Here is a 20733-nt window from a genome sequence, read left to right as displayed (position 1 = left end):
CTAACCAATATTATTTATATTAGTTAGATGCAGCAATCTTTACCTAAACAAAATTCACTTTTGTGGTCTTACTTTAAAGTAAGCAAATGGTTGCTTTTTGCTCTTTTCTTATTTATACTAGAGTCATATTTATATGGCATACAACTTAAATATGCTCTTCTTTCAGAAAATAAATGGCAAATTCTATTTTGGCTTTCTTTCTTCTTATTTTCTTTTATCCATATTTTTTTAGTCTTGATGGATAGCTGGTCACGGTTTCAAAACTATAAACGCATCAAAGACCAATTATACTATTATGGTTTTCAGCCTAAAGTGGCTAATAATTATTTGGTGTCTAAATGCCAACGTCACGCTCTAAAAATTGCTTGTAAAGAGCTGAGATATCAAAAAGAACACAAACGCTTTTTAAAATTGAGATCTGTAAAATGGTATCATTTTATTCCTTATTTTATGATAGAAGATCCATTATTTATAATGAAAAGTCATTTTTGGAATCGTACTTTTTTAGAAAAATATTATGCTCCAAAATTTAATTATATTCATATATACAAAAAAAGGGCTGCATTACACAACCCTATTTATTCTTCTTCTATTCATTAAACAGTTTTAAATCTCTAGTGTTTTTCTGCACAGATATAGCAGCATATACACTTAAGGTAAAAGACATGCCGTAAAAACCTTTTTCGCTTAACTCCAAATCTGCATTCCACAAACCTATAACAAGTAATAAAATACTTGCTAAAGTGGTTACCCAACTTATGCTATAATAAGCATCTGTTACTGGTATTCCCTCTTGTTTATCTCTCACACTTTTTTGTACAGATATTACAGAGAAAAGTCCAAAAAGCAAGATGGCAAAGTAATATCCTTTCTCATTCAACAGCATATCTACATTCCACAAACCTATACAATAAGATGCCATCCCTGCAAATAATGCTACCCAAGATGCAGAGATAAATGCAGCTGTTGGTTTTCCTACAGAATTATTAATTAAAAAATCTTTAGTAGGTTTTTCAGTTCTTGTTTCTTCTGTATTAAAATTTTGATATTCCATAATATTTGAATTTAATTATACAGCAAATATGCAGTGTAAACTATTCTTTCAAAATTCTATTTTTCAAAAAAACTTACGACTTAAATCAAAATTAATTACATTTAACACCATCATACATATGTTAATATGAAATAAAACTTACGACTTATATTGAATAGTTTACTTAAAATAATAGAATTACTTTCTGAAATAGAGAAAAAGGAGTTTATCAAATTCTTACAGAAGAAGAATAAAACTTCTGTAGAAAAAAATATAGAGTTGTTTGTATTACTTACCAAGCAACTATCACAAACTACCATTATAGAAACCTTGTACGGTAACCTCAACAAAAATGCTTTTCACGCACTTTGCAAAAGGTTACAAGACAGTTTAATTGAGTTTATTGCTATAAAAGGATTTGAAAATGAAAATTCTGCAGAGCAAGAAATATTTAAAAAATTATTAGCTGCACGTATTTTATTGGATCATCAACTTTATCATATTGCTTATAAGCTATTATTTAAGATAGAAGAAAAAGCAACCGTACTAGAATTACCAACCATTCTGCACGAAATTTATCTTACTCAACTTCAGTTTGCTCATTTATATTCTAAAATAGATTTTAAAGACATTCAAAAGAAAATTAAAGTAAACCATACCACTTTAGAAAAAGAAATGCAGTTGAGTTTGTTTTTTGCAGATTTGAAGAATAAAATTAAAACAGACAATTTTAGCAATACATCTATAGAAGAGCTTCTTCACTCTCAAAATTTACACATAGAAGACTCACTTACTTTTAAATCTCTACACCAATTATTCTTAATATTAGACTTAAAAGGGCAGTTAACTACCAATTACCATTCTACTATTCCTACATTAGAAAAACTATATGCACTCGTTAATAATAAACAACATTTACATAAGAGGCATATTTATTACCATTTAGAGATTCTTCAATTACTAAGTTACGCGCATTTTAGAAGTAGAAACTTTGTTACATTTAAAATGTATTTAGATGAATTTGAAAAATTACTAGATGATCATCCTATATTTTTAAAGCAATTTAAAGAAGACCTTTTACTATTTAAGGTATACTTTTTAAATTTTAAAGGAAAAGCTACAGCAGCTATAGAATTATTACAAACCAATAATTCTTTTTTACCTCAACTGTTTTTAACTACCTGTTACATACAGCAAAATGAAATAAAAACCGCTTATCAAACTTTTTTAGGTTTAAACAAAACAGATGCTTGGTATAGTAAACACTTTGGAGAAATTTGGGTAATTAAAAAAAAGGTAATCGAGCTTATACTTTTAATAGAGCTAGACAATTTTGATGTATTTAATTCTAGACTCATAGCATTTCAGAAAAAATATTCTAAAACAATTCAATTAAAAGAAAACAAAAAAGTGTCATTATTTATTAAGTTAATTACAAAATATTACCTCAGCAATAGCAAGCACGATCGTTTACAAGTGAAAGAAGAATTAAAACAACTAGATGATCTAGTAAACTACAAAGAAGATATTTTTCTAATTTGTTTTTACGCTTGGCTAAAGTCAAAATTAGAAAATGAAAATCTATATTATTTAACGTTAGATTTAGTGAATATGAAATAATTCTGAGTAATTAACATAAGTAAGTTTTAAACCTTATCTTCCTAAGCTAGTCTTATTATTACAAAACATATTTTATGAACAAATCAATCATACTAAAAACCTGTCTTATTGGGTTAACCACTATTTCTTTAAGTAGCTGTGCTATTTTTCAGAAAAAAGAAGCTCCACAGACAAAAAAAGAAGCTCCAAAAAAAGGAGGCATCAAAGCTTTTAGCAAAGTAATTACCAAAGATGCAAAAACAGACAAAGGACTTTTTAATGTTCATTACTTAGACAAAAAGTATTTTTACGAAATTCCTGATAGTCTCTTAAACCGAGAGATGTTAATGGTTACTCGTATTGCTAAAACAGCAACCGGACTTGGTTTTGGTGGTGGCAAACAAAATACGCAAGTATTAAAATGGCAAAAAAAAGGAGATAATATTTTACTAAGAGTAGTTTCTCATGATATTGTTGCGGCAGACTCTTTACCTATTCATGAAGCGGTAGTAAATTCTAATTTTGAACCTATACTTTACTCGTTTCCAATAAAAGCATTTCATAAAGACTCTACAGCCAATGCTAGTGTAATTGATGTAACAAGTTTATTTGAAAAAGATATACAAGCATTAGGCTTAAGAAACTCTAGAAGAAAAGCTTATAAAATATCTAAAGTAGACAATAACCGTTCTTACGTAGATACTATTAAAAGTTTTCCGGAAAATATTGAAGTAAGACACGTAAAAACATACAATGCTGGCAACCCTCCTTCTAATCAAAGTACAGGCTCTATCTCTTTAGAGTTTAGTAATTCTATGATTTTACTACCAAGCAACCCTATGAAAAGAAGGTATTTTGATGAGCGTGTAGGCTGGTTTGCTAGAAGTCAAACAGATTACGGTCTAGATGCACAAAAGAGTAAGGATGTTAAATTTTTAGATAGATGGAGGCTAGAAGTAAAAGATGAAGATATTGAGAAATATAATAACGGAGAGTTAGTTGAACCTAAAAAACAAATCGTTTATTATATAGATCGTGCTACTCCAGACAAATGGAAAAAATACATCAAACAAGGTATAGAAGATTGGCAAGTTGCTTTTGAAGCAGCAGGTTTTAAAAACGCCATTATTGCAAAAGATGCTCCTACTATAGAAGAAGATCCAGACTGGAGTCCAGAAGATGTGCGTTATTCTGTAGTTAGATATTTAGCATCTCCTATACCAAATGCAAATGGCCCTCACGTAAGTGACCCTAGAACTGGTGAGATTTTAGAGTCTGATATTAACTGGTATCATAATGTAATGACCTTATTAAGAAACTGGTATTTCGTGCAAACTGCCGCTATAAATGAAGAAGCTAGAGGTGTGGAGTTTAAAGACGAGATTATGGGTAGACTTATTAGGTTTGTTTCTTCTCACGAAGTTGGTCATACACTTGGTTTACCACACAATATGGGTAGTAGTGTTGCTTATGATGTAGAAGATTTAAGAGACCCAGAGTTTACCAAAAAATATAGCACAGCTCCATCTATTATGGATTATGCTAGATTTAATTACGTAGCACAACCTGGTGATGGTGATGTTGCTTTAATGCCAAACATTGGACCTTATGATAAGTATGCTATTAAATGGGGATACAAGCCTATTTTAGATAAATCTGCTGAAAAAGAAAAATCTACTTTAGACGCTTGGATATTAGAGCACGCTGGTGACCCTCTTTACCGTTTTGGCTCTCAACAAAGAACTGTAATAGATCCTACTTCTCAAACAGAAGATTTAGGTAGCGACTCTATGAAGGCAAGTGCTTATGGAATTGAAAACTTAAAGAGAATTGTGCCTAATTTAATTGAATGGACAGCAGAAGATGGTAAAGACTACCAAGATTTAGAAGATTTATATGTACAAGTTCTATCTCAATACAACAGATATATGGGTCACGTTACTGCTAATATTGGTGGAGTTGTAGAAACTTATAAAACTTACGATCAAGAAGGTGCGGTTTATGAGCATACCAGTACAGATAAGCAAGAAAGAGCAATGGAGTTTTTACAAGAAAATCTTTTTGAAACGCCAGAATGGTTATTAAATAAAGATATTTTTAATAAAATTGAATTTGACGGTAGCGTAGAAAGAATTAGTGACTACCAATCTAGAACACTTAATAACCTTTTAGACTACGGCAGAATGGCTCGTTTAATTGAAAACACAGAGTTAAACGGAGATAAAGCTTATGGCTTAACAGATATGATGTCTGAGCTTAGACAAGGAGTTTTTAGTGAATTATCTAGTCGTAAAAAAATAGATCTTTATAGAAGAAACCTACAAAGAGCTTACGTAGAAAGATTAGAGTATTTAATGACAAATGAGCAAAAAAGAAGTTCAGGAAGAAGAAATTCTGGTAGTAAGATTAATGTAAATAGAAGTGATATTAAAGCTGTGGTAAGAGCAGAATTAACCACACTACAAAGTGCATTAAAATCTTCTCAATATAGTTTTTCAGATACCATGAGTAAAATTCATATTAAAGATTTAATAGAAAGAGTAGACCTTATATTAAACCCTATTAAATAAATTACCTACCCTTTTACAAAAGCCGGCTTTTTAGTCGGCTTTTTTTATGTTCTGTTGGTAGTAAAAAGCAGGAATTAATAATAAAATTAATAAAGGCTGAATTAAAAATCTGCGTACATAAAACAGTATAAAGTACAAATCTGTACTCATAGAATAAAGCAATAATAAAAATATTGGTAGTAAAACTAACAGTAAAATACCGTAAATAGTTACAGAAAATTTTAAAACACTTTTAGAAAACAACAAAACAATAATTGTAATAGAAATAGAAGAGTTCAATAAATATCGTAATACAGTATGTAAGGTTAATTTCCAATAATTAAAATCTGGTGCCAATGCTCCGCTATAATTTCCTTTAAAAAATTTAATTAAAGGATCGTAAAATAATTCTTCTTGAAAAGACCTAACAGAAGCTAAAGCCAATAAACCTAGTAGAGCCAAAAAATATTTTAAATACCTATTCATCTACATTTTTCTTTTCTGCAGTCGCCATTCTTACCCAAATAATCCATAAAACAAACAAAATACCATAAATCACTAACGGAAAAACAGTGTCATGTAAAAACTCTTGACTCTCCGGATATTCATAAATCCCTATTGCTAGTAAAGCCACACGTACCACATTTAGTGCGTAAATTAAAATACATCCTGCAAGCATATATAATAATGTATCTCTAAAATTGGTATGAAAAGCAATAATAAAACTAACAAAAAGCACTAACACACTTATAGCATTACACCCCTCTACCACTCTAGCTAAATAATCTCCTTCTACATAAAGTTTCATAGAAGCATCATTAGGGTGTGGTTCTATATGAGATTGATATCCAAAAGCTTCAATTACAGCTTCTGTTTGCTGAGATACCAAATGAGTAATATAATCTGGGTAGTAAACCTCTGAACTTCCATAAAACAAATACACTTTATACAAGCCAGCTAATACTAAGTAACAACCAATAAACAACACCAAAAAACGGATTACCGCTTTATTTTTTTCAAAAATTTCTTTCAACACAGCAGATTTAACTAGCACAAAGTTATGTAAATAAGTATTCTTTTTTCTTAAATATTAAATACTTTTGCCTAAAAAATATAGCAATGAATCTTGAAAAATTAAAACCAGAAGTAATTAAAATTTTAGCGCAAGAGCAACTTTCTGTAGAACACCGTTTAGAAGAAATTTGCAATACCCTACGTAATAATATAGAATACTACAATTGGGTAGGTTTCTATTTTAAAAACGGAGATAAAAACGAATTAAAACTTAGCTCTTACGCAGGTGAACCAACAGACCACACCATTATCCCTTTTGGAAAAGGTATTTGCGGACAAGTAGCTGAGTCTAACGCCAATTTTGTAGTACCAGATGTAAAAGCACAAGACAATTACATTGCGTGCAGCATTACTGTAAAAGCAGAAATTGTAATTCCGTTATTTGTAAATGGAGAAAATATTGGCCAAATAGATATTGACTCTAACACCATAGATCCCTTTACAGCAGAAGACGAGCAATTTTTAGAGTTTGTAAATGCAGAAGTAGCTAAAATTTTAGAAAAATAATTTGGGCGTTCCCTGCCGGGACGGGCTCTCGGCAGTCGCTTTTTTATTTTACTTTTACATAACGAGAAAAGTAAAATAAAAAGAGCTTCAACAAATGCCTCCATCCCTAACGCGTTGATGAGTAAATATCAAACACAGCTTACTAAAAAACTAACAAACTCCCAACTAAAAAACTATTCTACATAAAACAAATCTGCAGCAATACCATCACTTAAAAACTTTCCTTTTTTAGTTATTAAAATCTTGTGGTTTTCTTCTTGTAATAATTCTTTATCATAAAAAACTTGCGCTTCTTTCTTAAAATAAGTCGCTAATTTTTTTCCAAATAGATTTTCAATTTCGGCTAAATTTACTCCAAACTGCGTGCGTAACCTTGTCATTACATATTCATTATACCTATCTACTACACTCAACTCTTCTACTTGAGAAGGGAGCTCTTCTTGAAAAATACTTTTTATATACTTTGCATTATTACTTATATTCCAACTACGGTGCTCTCCATTAAAACTATGTGCAGAAGGACCAATGCCTAAATATGGTTTCCCTAACCAATATGCTGTATTATTCTTAGAAAAATAATTCGGTTTCCCAAAGTTTGAAAATTCATAATTTATAAAACCAGCCTCTTCTAGGGTTGTTATCAGTATTTCAAAATGAGATTTAGCTAAATCTTCTTCAACAGGTTTTACTTTACCTGTTTCAATCATTTTTTTAAGAGCAGTTTTAGGCTCTACAGTTAAGGCGTAACTAGAAATGTGCGGCACACCTAAACCTAAAGCAATGGTTAAATTCTCTCGCCACCGCTCATTACTCATGTCTGGTATACCGTAAATTAAATCTATAGAAATATTGTTGAAGTACTGCGTTGCTAACTCTATAGATACTAAAGCTTCTTCTGCATTATGAGCACGATTCATTAACTTTAAATCTTCTTCAAAAAAAGATTGCACACCAATACTTAATCTATTAATTCTAGATGCAGCTAAATTTTTAATTACCTCTTCTGTTAAATCATCTGGATTTGCTTCTAATGTAATTTCTGGATTATCTATAACGGGATAAAGATGAAAAACTTCATTTAAAATTGTATTTATTTCTTCTAAAGAAAGTAAACTAGGGGTACCTCCTCCAAAATAAATAGTTGCTACTTCTCCTACATTTTCTTTCTTTCGAAGCTTAAGTTCTATAAGCAAAGCCTCTACTAACTCTTCTTTCTTTTTTAAAGAGGTAGAAAAATGAAAATCACAGTAATGACAAGCTTGTTTACAAAACGGAATGTGTATATAAATACCAGACATACTATTAATCTTTCAGTTTGTTTTTAGTTTCTATCCACATAGACATATATTTTGTACTTTTTAATGTGTGATGCATTAACATAGCACCAATAAAATTTTGACTTCTATGTTTTTTTAGGTTCTCTTTTACCTCTGTTACTTTATCCCAAAAAGCGGAAGAAAAATGTTCTTTTTGAAATCTACGCTCTAAAATAGAAAACCCGTTTTGCTGGGCGAGCTTCCATCGTTTAGGTTTTTCATAAATTTTCACAGCTTCTTTAGCTATACACTCATCTTTGTTTGCAATTTCTCCTGCCCAAGGGTAAGTTCCACAAATACCTTCTGCACCAATAGTTGTGGTAATACTTGGCGTACCAACAAGCATTGCATCTATAAATTTACCTTTAATACCAGCACCAAACCTTAACGGAGCTAATAATACTCGTGCTTTTTGTAATTCGTCTTTGGCATTTACAGCTCTACCTTTAATTAAAAATCCCTCTTTTTGGTTATGTAACTGCTCTACTTTTTGAGAGGCATACGCTCCGTATATATTTAAATTTGCTTGCGGCAGTTGTTTTTTAATAAGTGGCCAAACTTTACTTTTTAAATAAAGAACAGCATCCCAATTGGGCTGATGCAAAAAATTACCTATAAATATAAAGTCTTTTCTTTCTTCAAAAGTCTTCAAGCTTTCCTGCTCTTTTTCACTTAAAGTTGGTGTTAGTAACGGGATATAATGTAATAAATTAGAATTTACCTGAAAAGTGTTGGTTAACAATTGATGCTCTGCTTCAGAAATAATTAAAGACATATCACACCTTAATATACTTGCAATTTCTCTTTTTGCTTCATCTGTGTGTAAATCTTCTTTTTGTAAATCTCTATTTTTCTTTACCGCTTCGTGACGTGCTTTTCTAAAAAAATGAAGATCTTCTGTATCTAAAATTCTAATTGCATCTGGGCAATTTTCTGCCACTCTCCAACCAAATTGTTCTTCCATCATAAACCTATCAAACATTACTGCTTGTGGCTGTAGCTCTTTTATAAAATCATCAAATGTTGCGCTATTGGTTTTTATCTTTTTAACCTCAACGCCATAATCTTTTAAATCTATAGCAAATTCGCTTTCTTTTGCAGGACTAGCATAAGTAATTTTCCATTGTTTTTGCAAAAATAACTCTATAAGTTGTAGCATTCTACTGCCGGCTGCAGATGAATTTGGCTCAGGCCAAACGTAACCAATAATTAATAGCTGATTCATTTTAAGATTTTTTTCACATTTAATAAAAAGAGAAGCTTGTGTATTATTTGTAATTTTATCGCAAACTTACGTTTATTCATGGCAGAAAACACACATCAAATTAATCCAGATAAATGGGTAGACTCTTATTCTCATTATCTATTTAATTATGCCATAGTTAGAGTAAACGATAGAGAGGTTGCAAAAGATCTTATCTCTGAAACTTTTTTAGCTGGCTTACGCTCTATGAAATATTTTAAAGGCGAAGCTACAGAACGTACATGGCTTATTTCTATTTTAAAAAGAAAAATTATTGATCATTACAGAAAAATAAATTCTAAAAAAGGGCAAGCAGAAGTTAAAATAAATTACACAGATGGAGATCACGAAGGAGAATGGCTAGAAGAAAAGGTAGCAGATAACTTTGAGCAGTCTGCAGAAGACGAACTGGTAAACAATGAATTAGGGGCAGCTATATATAATTGTCTTGATAAAATAAACCCCAAACACGCCCAAATTTTTAAGATGAAAACAATAGATAACTTTGATACAGAAGTTATTTGTAATGAATTTGGTATCTCTGCGTCTAATCTATGGGTAATTATTCACCGTGCAAGAACTGCTTTGGCAGAATGTATGGAAGAAAAATGGTTAAAATAATATGAGTTTTGAGAAATATAATAAACCTTTAAGCAAATGTCTTGAGGTTAACTGCCTTTGCGATAAAGCTCAATATAATGAAGCTGAAAAATGGGAAGAGCAAGAGATAGCAGAGCATTTAGAAAAATGCCCTAAATGCAGAGAATATTCTTTACGTAATACAAAACTTACAGAGCTTTGTAAAAAAGCTAAATTAGAAACTCTAAAAGAAGAAGAAATTATAGAGTTTAAAAAACTACTGAAAGAAAATTTAAAATCTTAAAACAAACTCCCTATCCACAAAAAAAACAACCAATAAATTGGTACTGCTTCTACCCAAAATGAAGCATAATATTTAGATTGTTTTTTATTTCCGTAGTAAATAAATCCTCCTAAAACAATTGTTATAAATAACGTTGGCATTACTACAGTTGCACTACTATTTAAAAAAAGCCCCAACAACATAAAAAGAACAAGTAAAAAATAACCTATTTTTTTCGTGTTATTCTCCCCTATTAATTGCGGTATTGTACCTAACTCTACGTGATCGTAATTTAAATCTCTAATTTCAAAAGGTATCATCACCGCAAGTACAAAAACAAAAATTTGTATAAAATGAAATATTACTCCCCAAGAAAATAACATTTCCCAGTTTTTTAAAGGTAACCAAACCGTGGTACCAGCCCAAACCAATGCTATAATAAAAACTTTAATAGATTTTAAACTTCTTAAATTTTTATGGTTTGGCAAAAAAGGTATTGCATATAATGTAGTAAACAAACCAAGTAGCGCAGTAATTATTAAAACCGTAATTTTTTGATGAATGGTAAAATATACCAACGCTATAAAACACAGTAAAGAAAATAACTGAATAGCTCTTAAATGCTTTGTTAAGCTTATATGATGAAGTCTTGCTATACCTGCATATTTCACGAAATTATAACCTGTAATGGTGCTAAAAAAAATAAAACCTATTAGTATTGGTGTAATATCAGCTTCTAGAAAAAAACCCGTCGTTAAAGTTAATGCACAAACAGCCAGAGCAACATGAATACTGCTATCTAAATAAAATTTTAAAAGATTGGTAAAAACTCGCATGCAATAAAAGTAAAAGAACGTAATAAAGACTTTATTATTCCTTTACTACAAATTAATTCAATTTAAAAAAATTCAATTTAGCATTCAAAATTGATATTTTTTTTGGTGAATATGAAATATCTTATCAAGATGCTATAAAAATTGTCAACAAATCTATTATGAAAGTGAATAACTTCCACAAAAAATCAACTTAAAAATTGTATTTTTGCACACCACAATCACAACAATTTTAAAAGCTAATGAACACAGATTCTTTCGCATTAAGACACATAGGGCCAAGACCTGAGAACATTTCAGAAATGCTTCAAACTATTAAGGTAGATTCACTAGATCAATTGATTTACGAAACCTTACCTGATGACATTAAGCTAGAAAAAGAATTAAATCTTCCAGCAGCCTTAAGTGAGCAAGAATATTTAGAACACATTACTAAATTAGCCAGTAAAAATAAGGTTTTTAAAACCTATATTGGTTTAGGTTACCACCAAGCAATTATCCCTCCAGTTATTCAAAGAAATATTTTTGAAAATCCGGGTTGGTATACCGCATATACTCCTTATCAAGCAGAAATAGCTCAAGGTAGGTTAGAAGCTTTACTTAACTTCCAAACCATGATTGTAGATCTTACTGGTTTAGAGCTTGCTAACGCCTCTTTACTAGATGAGTCTACTGCAGCTGCAGAAGCAATGACGCTTTTATATTCTGTTAGAGATAGAGTTCAAAAGAAAAATAAGGTAGTTAAGTTTTTTGTTTCTGAAGATGTTTTACCACAAACACTTTCTTTATTAGAAACTAGAGCTAATCCATTAGAAATTGAACTAGTTATTGGTAATCACGAAGAATTTGATTTTTCTTCAGACTTTTTTGGAGCATTAGTACAATACCCTGGAGCTTCTGGTAAAGTATATGATTATGCTGGGTTTGTGCAAAAAGCAAAAGATGCAGGAATTAAAACTGCTTTTGCTGCAGATATTTTAAGTTTAGTAAAACTTCGTGCTCCTGGTGAGTTTGGTGCAGATGTAGTAGTAGGTACTACACAACGTTTTGGTATTCCGTTAGGTTACGGCGGACCGCACGCTGCTTATTTTGCAACCAAAGAGGAGTATAAAAGAAACATCCCTGGTAGAATTATTGGAGTTACCAAAGATAAAAATGGAAACTCTGCGTTGAGAATGGCGCTACAAACGCGTGAACAACACATTAAAAGAGATAAAGCTACTTCTAACATTTGTACTGCGCAGGTACTTTTAGCTGTAATGGCAGGTATGTATGCTGTATATCACGGCCCAAAAGGCTTAACTCATATTGCTAATAAAGTACACCGCTCTACCGTAGAGTTAGCAAATGCATTAGAAGAATTAGGCTACTATCAAACTAATGAAACTTATTTTGATACTATTCAAATAAAAGCTAATCCAGAAAAAATTAAAGAAGTTGCAGAAGCTAGTGAAATTAATTTCTACTACCCAGATGCAGAAACTGTTTCTATCTCTATACACGAAGCTACTTCTTTAAACGACCTAAACAATATTATTGCTGTTTTTGCTCACGTAGCAGGTAAAGCTTCTATTAAAATAACAAGTTTAGAGAAAAGTGTATTAGATAACACTTCTGTTTCTAGAGATACAGACTTTTTAACCAACGATGTTTTCAATCTGTACCATTCAGAAACAGAATTGATGCGTTACATTAAAAGATTAGAACGTAAAGATTTATCATTAAACCATTCTATGATTTCTTTAGGTTCTTGTACAATGAAGTTGAATGCAGCTTCAGAAATGCTTCCGTTAAGTTACCCACAATGGGGAAATATTCATCCATTTGTTCCTGTAGAACAAGCAGCAGGATACCAAGAAGTATTAAAAAGACTAGAAGATCAATTAACAGAAATTACTGGTTTTGCAGCAACTTCACTTCAGCCTAACTCTGGAGCGCAAGGAGAATTTGCTGGATTAATGGTAATTAAAGCTTATCACGAATCTAGAGGAGATCACCACAGAAATATTTGTTTAATTCCATCTTCTGCACACGGTACTAACCCTGCAAGTGCAGTAATGGCTGGAATGAAAGTTATTGTAACTAAATCTACCGATAAAGGAAATATAGATTTAGATGATCTTCGAGAAAAAGCAATTAAATATAAAGACAACCTTTCTGCGTTAATGGTTACTTACCCATCTACGCACGGTGTATTTGAGTCTTCTATTAGAGAGATTACTCAAATTATTCATGACAATGGAGGTCAAGTTTATATGGATGGAGCTAATATGAATGCTCAAGTAGGGTTAACCAATCCTGGTAGAATTGGAGCAGATGTTTGTCACCTAAACTTACACAAAACCTTTGCTATACCTCACGGTGGTGGTGGACCAGGTGTAGGACCAATTTGTGTAGCAGAACAACTAGTGCCATTTTTACCAAGTAACCCAGTAATTAAAACAGGGGGAGAAAATGCAATTTCTGCAATTTCTGCAGCTCCTTGGGGTTCTTCTTTAGTATGTTTAATCTCTTACGCTTACATTTCTATGTTAGGCCCTAAAGGATTAAAATCTTCTACAGAACACGCAATTTTAAATGCTAACTATATAAAAGAACGTCTAAGCAATCATTTTGCAACACTTTACTCTGGAGAAAGAGGAAGAGCTGCACACGAAATGATTTTAGATTTAAGACCTTTTAAAGAAAAAGGAATTGAAGTAGTAGATATAGCAAAGCGTTTAATAGATTATGGTTTCCATTCACCAACCGTTTCTTTCCCAGTGGCAGGAACAATGATGATTGAACCAACAGAAAGTGAAAGCAAAGCAGAATTAGATCGTTTTTGTGATGCATTAAACTCTATAAAAGAAGAGATTGATGCTATTGAAGACCAAGAAAACAATCTGCTAAAAAATGCACCACATACTATGGAAATGCTTACTGCTAATGAATGGGATTTACCGTATTCTCGCCAGCAAGCAGCCTTCCCATTACCTTATGTTGCAGATAATAAATTCTGGCCATCGGTAAGACGTGTAGACGATGCTTTTGGTGACCGTAACTTAATGTGTACGTGCGAGCCTATTGAAACTTATATGGATGCGGAATAAAACAGATTTGACAATGTATTAAATTGTCATGCTGAACTTGATTCAGCATCTCATCAAGTTTGAAAATTTATTTTAAAAGCCCAATCGTTTGATTGGGCTTTTTTTATTTTTCTAGTATTATTTTAAATTTTATAAAAGAACTATCTAAATCGTTATTCATTTTCCAACCCACTAATTTTCTACTAAAATTTTTAGTAACAAAAACAGGATCCATTTTGTATATCTGGTCCGAATTTGAGTTTGCTGGGCTTGTTTTATAAGTAATACGATTTTTAGAAAAAATAATTAGACCTAAAAATTTTGTATTAGGATTTAAAACTTTCTCTTCAGACAAATCAAACTTTAACCAACCATTACCATCAAAATTAATTACTTCTTCTTTATTCGCTATAATTTTATTCTCGAATGCAACTACAGATGTGCTATCTAATTTCATCAAACTAATTTCAACAGTTTTTCCTTTAGATTTATTTTTATAACTCCATCCAGGTGTGTTAAATCCTTTAGATATTTTAATTTCTACTCCTACAATTTTTTTAAAATTTATATTATCAATTCTTATTAGATATAAGTTTGCACCTGTGCTTTCAGTTCTTACAATAGAAATACCCTTCGTTTTTATTTCTATAAATTCTTTTTTATGAGATTGAATAAATACTTCTTCATTTTGAAGCTCTGCATTTAATTGATATAAATTATTAATAATCTTAGATTCTTCTAACAATTCTTCATAAAAACTATATTGAATAGTAGGCTGTAAAGTAAAATCTATTTCAGCTTTATTAACGCCACCATGAAGGTTAGGCATTAACACACTTTTATCTGAAAATTGAATTTTATAATCTTTGAGCGTGTCCAAATTTTGAACAAAATAAATTTTATCGTTTTGAGAAACGATAAGTTGATGAAAAAAAAGCATTAGAAAGAAAGAAATTAAATGTTTCAGCATATAATTCATAAATATTAGATTAATCCTCTAATATAAATTTTAAAAAGAAATATACATTCTCGTCATGCTGAACTTGATTCAGCATCTCATCCAGTTGATGTATTGACAAATGAGATATCATAAAAAAGCCCAATCGTTTGATTGGGCTTTTTTTATTGTAAAATTAATTGCATCACAGGAATATTATCTTTAGCTAAATTATACCAATAATTATTTTTTTCATCATAATTAAATCTATAAAGTTTTAAATCACTACTACAATTACCCCCTTTTAAACTAATGTATCCATTTTTAGAATGTATTCCAAAAGCTAAATACTTATATTTATGGTAATTTATATCTTCACTATTAAAACTAAACTCTACCCATTTTCTTATTTTTGGTGGGACTTTAACCGATTTCTGCAACAATAAATCTATACCTTCTATTTTATAATTTTCCGGCAATTTATTGAAACCATATAAATAAACGTCAATATCCTTATTTTTAAGCTTAACATCTTCAAAACCGACAACCTTTTTCTTAAACATCACCCTTATTCCTTTAATTTTTTTCTTATTTAAATCCACTGTATTGATTGATAATAAAATTGGAATATCTAAATAAAATGGATTCGAAAAAATAGAATTTTTAGGCCCCAAAAATATGATTGGCTTATTCGCATTTATAACAACTTCGTCTAATCCTAAATACTTATCTACAAATATTTTACTATTAGAAAAATCTAAAGGCTTTAATTCTATACGATAAAAACTAAAATTTAAAAAAATAGAGTCAGCTTCCCTTATAATACTTTTTTCTATATTAACTTCCCCTTCTTTGTCAGAAAGATAAGAAGAGGAAGTTTGATACTTAAATATTTGTACACTTAAAGACTTATCATTAATAAGCCCTTCATCATCATAAAAACTATATTTCTTTACTTGTGAGTAAGATATAGTTACAAATAATAATAAAAAATATTTAAGCATTCAATGTTAAAATTTAAATTAATCTCTAATTTGCATACCTCCAGCAACCCAATCATTGAAACCACAAGGAACTCCATTAATAGTAGTCTCTGTACGAAATATAAAAAAGCGTACTTTATCAACCTGAACATTATCTCTAGTAAATCCAAGAATATCACCATCACTATCAACTATTGCCTCACAAGGCCCACTAGTCCCTCCAGGAATTTCCTGATAGCACCAAAAGCAATCTGTTACAGGCTCTCCTGTAGTTGGATTAACAGTAATATCACCGTCTTTATTTTCTAGACTATAAAATAGAAAAGCACTTTCTTCTGCTGAAAATACTTCTAATGAAATATCTTCTAACTCCTCAACCTCATAGGTTTCAGGAGTAGCAAAAAAATCTTCCTCAGATACTAATGTTTTAATCTCATTTATTAGTTGAATTTGATTATCTGTAAAACTACCATCAGATTCAGCTAGCAATCTTTTGTATTTATAATCCCATATCAAACTTTTTTCTGCAGCGCTATAATTTTCTTGAAAATCGGTAATCATATCAGTACTTTCTAATAAAGTAAAGTATGCAGATTCTGCATCAAATGCATCAGTAATTGTACTTTGTGTAGAAAGAAGATTACTTCCCTCTATTTCATTAATTTCTGAATTATCTTTCTCACAACTTATAAAAAGTAACTAAACTAACAAAAGGCTAAAAATAAGTTTATTTTTTTCATGTTTTTGGTTTAAAAAAAATTAATTACTAAGATGTGTAGTCTTGAGGCCTCCAGACATTAAGCATCTTTTAAAAAAAGTTTTTAAACCTAAAAAAAAAAATAACAACCTAACTTTTTCGTATAAATTTTAAATTCTCGTCATGCTGAACTTGATTCAGCATCTCATCACGTTTAATAAACACAAACAAAACAGAAGATTGACAATTATCATTTCTTTAAAAAACAAAAAGGTTTATTATTGAATCCTCAAAAAACACATAACACTTCACTTTTTTTTAATGAGTTAAAGAAATAATGCTTAGTTTGGTGTTTTGTTGACATACAATATAAAATTATGAGCATAGAGATAACTGGAGTAGGAAGCTGCATTCCGGAAAAAGTAGTTAAAAATTCAGATTTCTTAAATCATGAATTTTTAAATCAAGATGGAACTCCTATTAAAGGAGAGAATGATGTTATTATCAGAAAGTTTAAAGCCATAACAGGTATAGACGAAAGAAGGTATGTAGAAGATAATTTAACTGCATCTGATTTGGCAGGGATTGCTGCTCAAAATGCAATTAAAGATGCTGGTATAGACAAAGAGACAATAGACTATATTATTGTTGCTCAAAATTTTGGAGATGTAAAGCATAAAAATACACAAAGTGATGCTGTGCCTAGCTTAGCAAGTAGGGTAAAGCATATACTTCAAATTAAAAACCCATCTTGTGTGGGGTATGATTTGGTGTTTGGCTGCCCAGGTTGGCTAGAAGGGGTAATTCATGCCAAAGCATTTATAAAAGCCGGAATGGCAAAAAAATGTTTAGTAATTGGTACTGAAACTTTATCTAGAGTTGTAGATGCGCACGATAGAGATAGTATGATTTTTAGTGATGGTGCTGGTGCTACTATTATTGAAGATACTGGGCGAGATAATGCTGGTATTATAGGTAATAAAAGTGCAACTTATGCTAATGACGAAGCTTATTACTTAGCTTTTGAAGCTTCTTACAACCAAGAATTACAAAGAGAGACTAGGTATATTAAAATGAATGGTAGAATGATTTATAATTTTGCCCTTACTTACGTACCACAAGCCATGAAATCTTGCTTAGAAGAAAGTGGAATTGATATTAAAGATTTGAAGAAAATTTTTATTCATCAAGCAAATGAGAAAATGGATCAAGCTATTTGTGAACGTTTCTACAAACTTTACGACCTAGAAATGCCAGAATATGTAATGCCTATGAGTATTGCAGAATTAGGTAATAGCTCTGTAGCTACCTTACCTACGCTTTTAGATTTAGTAAAAAGAAAACAAATAGAAAATCAAGAAATTAAAAAAGGCGACGTTGTTTTATTTGCAAGTGTTGGAGCAGGAATGAATATTAACGCCTTAACTTATAAAATATAAAATATTTTAATGAATTTCTACATTATCATTCCTGCACATAATGAAGCAGACTGTATTGATAAAACACTTCAATCTCTTGTAAAACAAACTTTTTTACCAAAAAAAATTATTGTGGTAAATGACAATTCTACAGATGAGACGGAAAATGTAGTGCAGAAATTCATAAATCAATATCCCTTTATAGACATTATTAACAATAATTCTTCTGGTGAGCACCTGCCCGGCAGTAAAGTAATTAGAGCTTTTGAAAAAGGATTAGATAAGTTAGATAAAAATTACGATATACTCTGTAAATTTGATGCTGACTTAATTTTCCCTCTAAACTATTTAGAGCGCTTAGCAGAAGAGTTTCAATTAAATAAAAAACTAGGAATGGTTGGTGGTTTTTGCTACATTAAAAAGGAAAACGACTGGCAATTAGAAAGTTTAACTAATAAAGACCATATTAGAGGCGCATTAAAAGCTTATAGAAAAGAATGCTTTAAAGCCATAAACGGACTAAAACCTTCTATGGGTTGGGATACGGTAGATGAACTTCTTTGCCTTTACCACGGTTGGGAAATAAAAACACTACCAGATTTAAAAGTTAAGCATTTAAGACCCACAGGCAACACTTACAACAAAGCTGCTAAGTACAAACAAGGAGAAGCCTTTTATAAACTTGGCTACGGATTTAAAATTACTTTTATAGCTTCTTTAAAGTTAGCCTTAAAAAAGAAAGATATACGCTTATTGAATGATTATTTAATAGGTTTTTATAAAGCGAAACAAAAAAAATTGCCTTCTCTAGTTACACCAGAAGAAGGCAAATGGATAAGAAAATATCGCTGGAAAAAAATAAAAGAAAAACTCTTTTAATTTTCCTGATCTATTATCTTGTGAAGAACTTTTCCTGTCATACCATTAGGGAAAGATATACCTAATAATGCAGAAATTGTTGGAGCAATGTCTATTATTTCTGTTCTCTCTGTAGTTTGTCCATTTTTAATTCCGTTTCCAAAGAAAATAAGTGGTGCGTGCGTATCGTAACTCATAGCACTACCGTGGGTAGAACCTTTTTCTGGATAAGCAATATAAGCAGGGTCAAAAACCACTACCATATCTCCACTTCTTTTTTGGCTAAAACCATTTTGTACTAAAGCTTCTACGCCATTACTAAAACTACTATTTTCTAATGTTTCTCTGGTAAAAACTTTATCTACATGCTCGTAAGTAAGCATAAAAGACTTTAAATTGTTTGCCAAATCTTCCGCAGAAATATTCTCTTCTTTTAAACGCTCATGATTAAAAAAGAATTGATTATTAGAATTGTCTGCAATTAGATCTGTAACTCCGTATTCTTCTCCTATAAAATTATCTATAGCATTTTTAAATGCAGAATTATCAAAATATCCAGCAGGAACACGATGAGACTTTAAATAAGCTGGTACGTTTACCGCCCCGTGGTCTGAAGTTAAAAAAACCGTATACTCGCCCTTCCCTACTTGAGTATCTAAGGCTTCTAAAATTCTTGCAATATCTTGATCTAATCTTAAATAAGTATCTTCTACTTCTTTAGAGTTTACTCCAAAATTATGCCCCACATAGTCTGTACAAGAAAAGCTAACCGTTAACACATCTGTTATTTCATCTTTACCCAAATTTTCACCAATTAAAGCAGCCAAAGCAAAATCTGTAGTAATACTATTACCAAATGGAGTAGATTTAATAATATCATAATTACCATTTTCAATACTAAGCTCTGCTAAGTTATAAGGAAAAGTTGCAGTTTCTTTTCCTTTAAAACCGTGCTCAAAGTTATTTTGATCTGCCCCACTCTCCATATAAGTTTCTATTGGGTAAAGCGTTTCCCAAGTAGTTAAATAACTATCAGCATATTTTTTTGAATTAAAATCTTTTACCCAAGATGGTAAATCTTCTAAATAATAAGAGCTAGAAATAAATTTACCTTCCTCTTTCCCATGAAACCAATAAGCTGCATTTGCTGTATGCCCTGCTGGTAATATAGCTCCACGGTCTTTTACAGAAATACCTATTGTTTTTCCTTTAAATTGAGTATGTAATCTATTTTGATCTGCAAAAGTAGTAGTAAGCATACGATGTGGAGACATTTTTCCTGCGGAAGAATTTGTTCCTACTGGATCTACATTTGAGTCTCCAGCACAATAAACTCCCAAATCTTCAAATTTATCGTACCAATTATTTCCTATAATACCATGATTTTTAGGTGTTGTGCCAGTATAAACTGAAGCGTGACCAGGGCCAGTATAAGTAGGTACGTAGTTAAAATGATTGTTTTTACAATTGTAGCCATCGTTTACTAAACGTTTAATACCATTTTCACCAAACCGATTCCAAAATCTAGTAATATAATCGTAACGCATTTGATCTACCACAATACCTACAACCAGTTTTGGTTGTGCGTGAATTTGTGTAATAGAGTCTTTTTGTTCATTATCTTTAACAGCTATTGTTTCTTGAGTTGATTTACACCCCATAAACAATACGGATAGAAGAAATAAAAATTTAAAATTTTTCATATGATTATCTTTGAGGTGCAAAAATATAAATGTTAGAGATTATAAAGATT

General features: G+C 30.9%; 19 protein-coding genes. 9 read left to right on the top strand and 10 right to left on the bottom strand.

Going from position 1 to position 20733, the window contains the following annotated elements; translation table 11 throughout:
- The first annotated feature begins 27 nt into the window (after nucleotides 1-27).
- Nucleotides 28-600: a hypothetical protein gene (locus BUC03_RS13640; RefSeq protein ID WP_073153222.1), complete on the top strand. Its 573-nt coding sequence runs from the start codon at nucleotides 28-30 to the stop codon at nucleotides 598-600.
- Here BUC03_RS13640 and yiaA read toward each other — a convergent pair.
- Nucleotides 590-1054: an inner membrane protein YiaA gene (gene yiaA / locus BUC03_RS13635; protein WP_073153220.1), complete on the bottom strand. Its 465-nt coding sequence runs from the start codon at nucleotides 1052-1054 to the stop codon at nucleotides 590-592. The two genes, BUC03_RS13640 and yiaA, sit on opposite strands and share 11 nt — an antisense overlap.
- Nucleotides 1055-1204: 150 nt before the next feature.
- On the opposite strand from yiaA, the gene BUC03_RS13630 reads away from it, so the two are divergent.
- Together BUC03_RS13630 and BUC03_RS13625 are read left to right on the top strand one after the other, a co-directional pair.
- The gene (locus tag BUC03_RS13630; protein WP_073153217.1) at nucleotides 1205-2653 is read left to right on the top strand and encodes a hypothetical protein; all 1449 of its coding nucleotides are present in this window, start codon (nucleotides 1205-1207) and stop codon (nucleotides 2651-2653) included.
- A 74-nt stretch (nucleotides 2654-2727) separates the two neighbouring features.
- Nucleotides 2728-5202: a zinc-dependent metalloprotease gene (locus BUC03_RS13625; protein WP_073153214.1), complete on the top strand. Its 2475-nt coding sequence runs from the start codon at nucleotides 2728-2730 to the stop codon at nucleotides 5200-5202.
- Nucleotides 5203-5232: 30 nt separating this feature from the next.
- Here BUC03_RS13625 and BUC03_RS13620 read toward each other — a convergent pair whose 3' ends face one another.
- Together BUC03_RS13620 and xrtF are read right to left on the bottom strand one after the other, a co-directional pair.
- Nucleotides 5233-5667, bottom strand: a complete 435-nt coding sequence (locus tag BUC03_RS13620) for an exosortase F system-associated membrane protein (protein WP_073153211.1) — start codon at nucleotides 5665-5667, stop codon at nucleotides 5233-5235.
- Nucleotides 5660-6214, bottom strand: coding sequence for an exosortase family protein XrtF (xrtF, locus tag BUC03_RS13615; RefSeq protein ID WP_073153209.1), 555 nt, complete (start codon nucleotides 6212-6214; stop codon nucleotides 5660-5662). Before xrtF ends, BUC03_RS13620 begins: the two co-directional genes overlap by 8 nt.
- An 86-nt stretch (nucleotides 6215-6300) precedes the next feature.
- Here xrtF and BUC03_RS13610 point away from each other — a divergent pair, with 86 nt between their 5' ends.
- Nucleotides 6301-6762 carry a GAF domain-containing protein gene (locus tag BUC03_RS13610; RefSeq protein ID WP_073153206.1) on the top strand — a complete coding sequence of 154 codons (462 nt, stop codon included), beginning with the start codon at nucleotides 6301-6303 and terminating at the stop codon, nucleotides 6760-6762.
- A gap of 173 nt (nucleotides 6763-6935) precedes the next feature.
- Here the strand turns inward: BUC03_RS13610 and hemW are convergent, their stop codons facing one another.
- Complete coding sequence (gene hemW / locus BUC03_RS13605; protein WP_073153203.1) at nucleotides 6936-8060, bottom strand: radical SAM family heme chaperone HemW; 1125 nt, start codon at nucleotides 8058-8060, stop codon at nucleotides 6936-6938.
- Nucleotides 8061-8064: 4 nt separating this feature from the next.
- Nucleotides 8065-9303 carry a glycosyltransferase gene (locus BUC03_RS13600; protein WP_073153201.1) on the bottom strand — a complete coding sequence of 413 codons (1239 nt, stop codon included), beginning with the start codon at nucleotides 9301-9303 and terminating at the stop codon, nucleotides 8065-8067.
- Between the two features lie 78 nt (nucleotides 9304-9381).
- Between BUC03_RS13600 and BUC03_RS13595 the strand changes: the two genes are divergently transcribed.
- Nucleotides 9382-9942, top strand: a complete 561-nt coding sequence (locus BUC03_RS13595; RefSeq protein ID WP_073153198.1) for a sigma-70 family RNA polymerase sigma factor — start codon at nucleotides 9382-9384, stop codon at nucleotides 9940-9942.
- Between the two features lies 1 nt (nucleotide 9943).
- Nucleotides 9944-10204 (top strand): hypothetical protein, encoded by a 261-nt coding sequence (locus tag BUC03_RS13590; RefSeq protein ID WP_073153195.1) that lies wholly within the window; start codon nucleotides 9944-9946, stop codon nucleotides 10202-10204.
- Here BUC03_RS13590 and BUC03_RS13585 read toward each other — a convergent pair.
- The gene (locus tag BUC03_RS13585; protein ID WP_073153192.1) at nucleotides 10201-11019 is read right to left on the bottom strand and encodes a UbiA prenyltransferase family protein; all 819 of its coding nucleotides are present in this window, start codon (nucleotides 11017-11019) and stop codon (nucleotides 10201-10203) included. The genes BUC03_RS13590 and BUC03_RS13585 overlap by 4 nt on opposite strands.
- Nucleotides 11020-11258: 239 nt before the next feature.
- Between BUC03_RS13585 and gcvP the strand changes: the two genes are divergently transcribed.
- Entirely contained in the window at nucleotides 11259-14108 is a 2850-nt protein-coding gene (gene gcvP / locus BUC03_RS13580; RefSeq protein ID WP_073153190.1) for an aminomethyl-transferring glycine dehydrogenase, read from the top strand.
- Between the two features lie 103 nt (nucleotides 14109-14211).
- Here the strand turns inward: gcvP and BUC03_RS13575 are convergent, their stop codons facing one another.
- From BUC03_RS13575 to BUC03_RS13565, 3 genes are all read right to left on the bottom strand, one after another.
- Nucleotides 14212-14967, bottom strand: coding sequence for a hypothetical protein (locus BUC03_RS13575; protein WP_143159204.1), 756 nt, complete (start codon nucleotides 14965-14967; stop codon nucleotides 14212-14214).
- A gap of 242 nt (nucleotides 14968-15209) precedes the next feature.
- Nucleotides 15210-16028, bottom strand: coding sequence for a hypothetical protein (locus BUC03_RS13570; protein WP_073153184.1), 819 nt, complete (start codon nucleotides 16026-16028; stop codon nucleotides 15210-15212).
- Nucleotides 16029-16046: 18 nt separating this feature from the next.
- Nucleotides 16047-16568 (bottom strand): bacteriocin fulvocin C-related protein, encoded by a 522-nt coding sequence (locus BUC03_RS13565; protein ID WP_073153181.1) that lies wholly within the window; start codon nucleotides 16566-16568, stop codon nucleotides 16047-16049.
- A gap of 513 nt (nucleotides 16569-17081) precedes the next feature.
- On the opposite strand from BUC03_RS13565, the gene BUC03_RS13560 reads away from it, so the two are divergent.
- Both BUC03_RS13560 and BUC03_RS13555 read left to right on the top strand, forming a co-directional pair.
- The gene (locus BUC03_RS13560) at nucleotides 17082-18143 is read left to right on the top strand and encodes a 3-oxoacyl-ACP synthase III family protein (RefSeq protein ID WP_073153178.1); all 1062 of its coding nucleotides are present in this window, start codon (nucleotides 17082-17084) and stop codon (nucleotides 18141-18143) included.
- Between the two features lie 9 nt (nucleotides 18144-18152).
- Entirely contained in the window at nucleotides 18153-19001 is an 849-nt protein-coding gene (locus BUC03_RS13555) for a glycosyltransferase family 2 protein (protein WP_073153175.1), read from the top strand.
- Here BUC03_RS13555 and pafA read toward each other — a convergent pair.
- Complete coding sequence (gene pafA / locus BUC03_RS13550; RefSeq protein ID WP_073153172.1) at nucleotides 18998-20683, bottom strand: alkaline phosphatase PafA; 1686 nt, start codon at nucleotides 20681-20683, stop codon at nucleotides 18998-19000. The two genes, BUC03_RS13555 and pafA, sit on opposite strands and share 4 nt — an antisense overlap.
- Nucleotides 20684-20733 lie beyond the last annotated feature (50 nt).

Source organism: Mesonia phycicola (genome assembly GCF_900141885.1).
Classification (GTDB): Bacteria; Bacteroidota; Bacteroidia; order Flavobacteriales; family Flavobacteriaceae; genus Mesonia; species Mesonia phycicola.
The sequence above is the reverse complement of the archived record's forward strand: the minus strand, read 5'-3'. Positions and strand labels throughout refer to the sequence as shown.

Coding starts and splice junctions, on each gene's coding strand:
- BUC03_RS13640 (WP_073153222.1), top strand. CDS start 28: ATGCAGCAATCTTTACCTAAACAAAATTCACTTTTGTGGTCTTACTTT.
- gcvP (WP_073153190.1), top strand. CDS start 11,259: ATGAACACAGATTCTTTCGCATTAAGACACATAGGGCCAAGACCTGAG.
- BUC03_RS13625 (WP_073153214.1), top strand. CDS start 2,728: ATGAACAAATCAATCATACTAAAAACCTGTCTTATTGGGTTAACCACT.
- BUC03_RS13610 (WP_073153206.1), top strand. CDS start 6,301: ATGAATCTTGAAAAATTAAAACCAGAAGTAATTAAAATTTTAGCGCAA.
- BUC03_RS13565 (WP_073153181.1), bottom strand. CDS start 16,568: ATGATTACCGATTTTCAAGAAAATTATAGCGCTGCAGAAAAAAGTTTG.
- BUC03_RS13600 (WP_073153201.1), bottom strand. CDS start 9,303: ATGAATCAGCTATTAATTATTGGTTACGTTTGGCCTGAGCCAAATTCA.
- BUC03_RS13590 (WP_073153195.1), top strand. CDS start 9,944: ATGAGTTTTGAGAAATATAATAAACCTTTAAGCAAATGTCTTGAGGTT.
- BUC03_RS13620 (WP_073153211.1), bottom strand. CDS start 5,667: ATGAATAGGTATTTAAAATATTTTTTGGCTCTACTAGGTTTATTGGCT.
- BUC03_RS13555 (WP_073153175.1), top strand. CDS start 18,153: ATGAATTTCTACATTATCATTCCTGCACATAATGAAGCAGACTGTATT.
- BUC03_RS13570 (WP_073153184.1), bottom strand. CDS start 16,028: ATGCTTAAATATTTTTTATTATTATTTGTAACTATATCTTACTCACAA.
- BUC03_RS13560 (WP_073153178.1), top strand. CDS start 17,082: ATGAGCATAGAGATAACTGGAGTAGGAAGCTGCATTCCGGAAAAAGTA.
- BUC03_RS13585 (WP_073153192.1), bottom strand. CDS start 11,019: ATGCGAGTTTTTACCAATCTTTTAAAATTTTATTTAGATAGCAGTATT.
- BUC03_RS13595 (WP_073153198.1), top strand. CDS start 9,382: ATGGCAGAAAACACACATCAAATTAATCCAGATAAATGGGTAGACTCT.
- yiaA (WP_073153220.1), bottom strand. CDS start 1,054: ATGGAATATCAAAATTTTAATACAGAAGAAACAAGAACTGAAAAACCT.
- pafA (WP_073153172.1), bottom strand. CDS start 20,683: ATGAAAAATTTTAAATTTTTATTTCTTCTATCCGTATTGTTTATGGGG.
- hemW (WP_073153203.1), bottom strand. CDS start 8,060: ATGTCTGGTATTTATATACACATTCCGTTTTGTAAACAAGCTTGTCAT.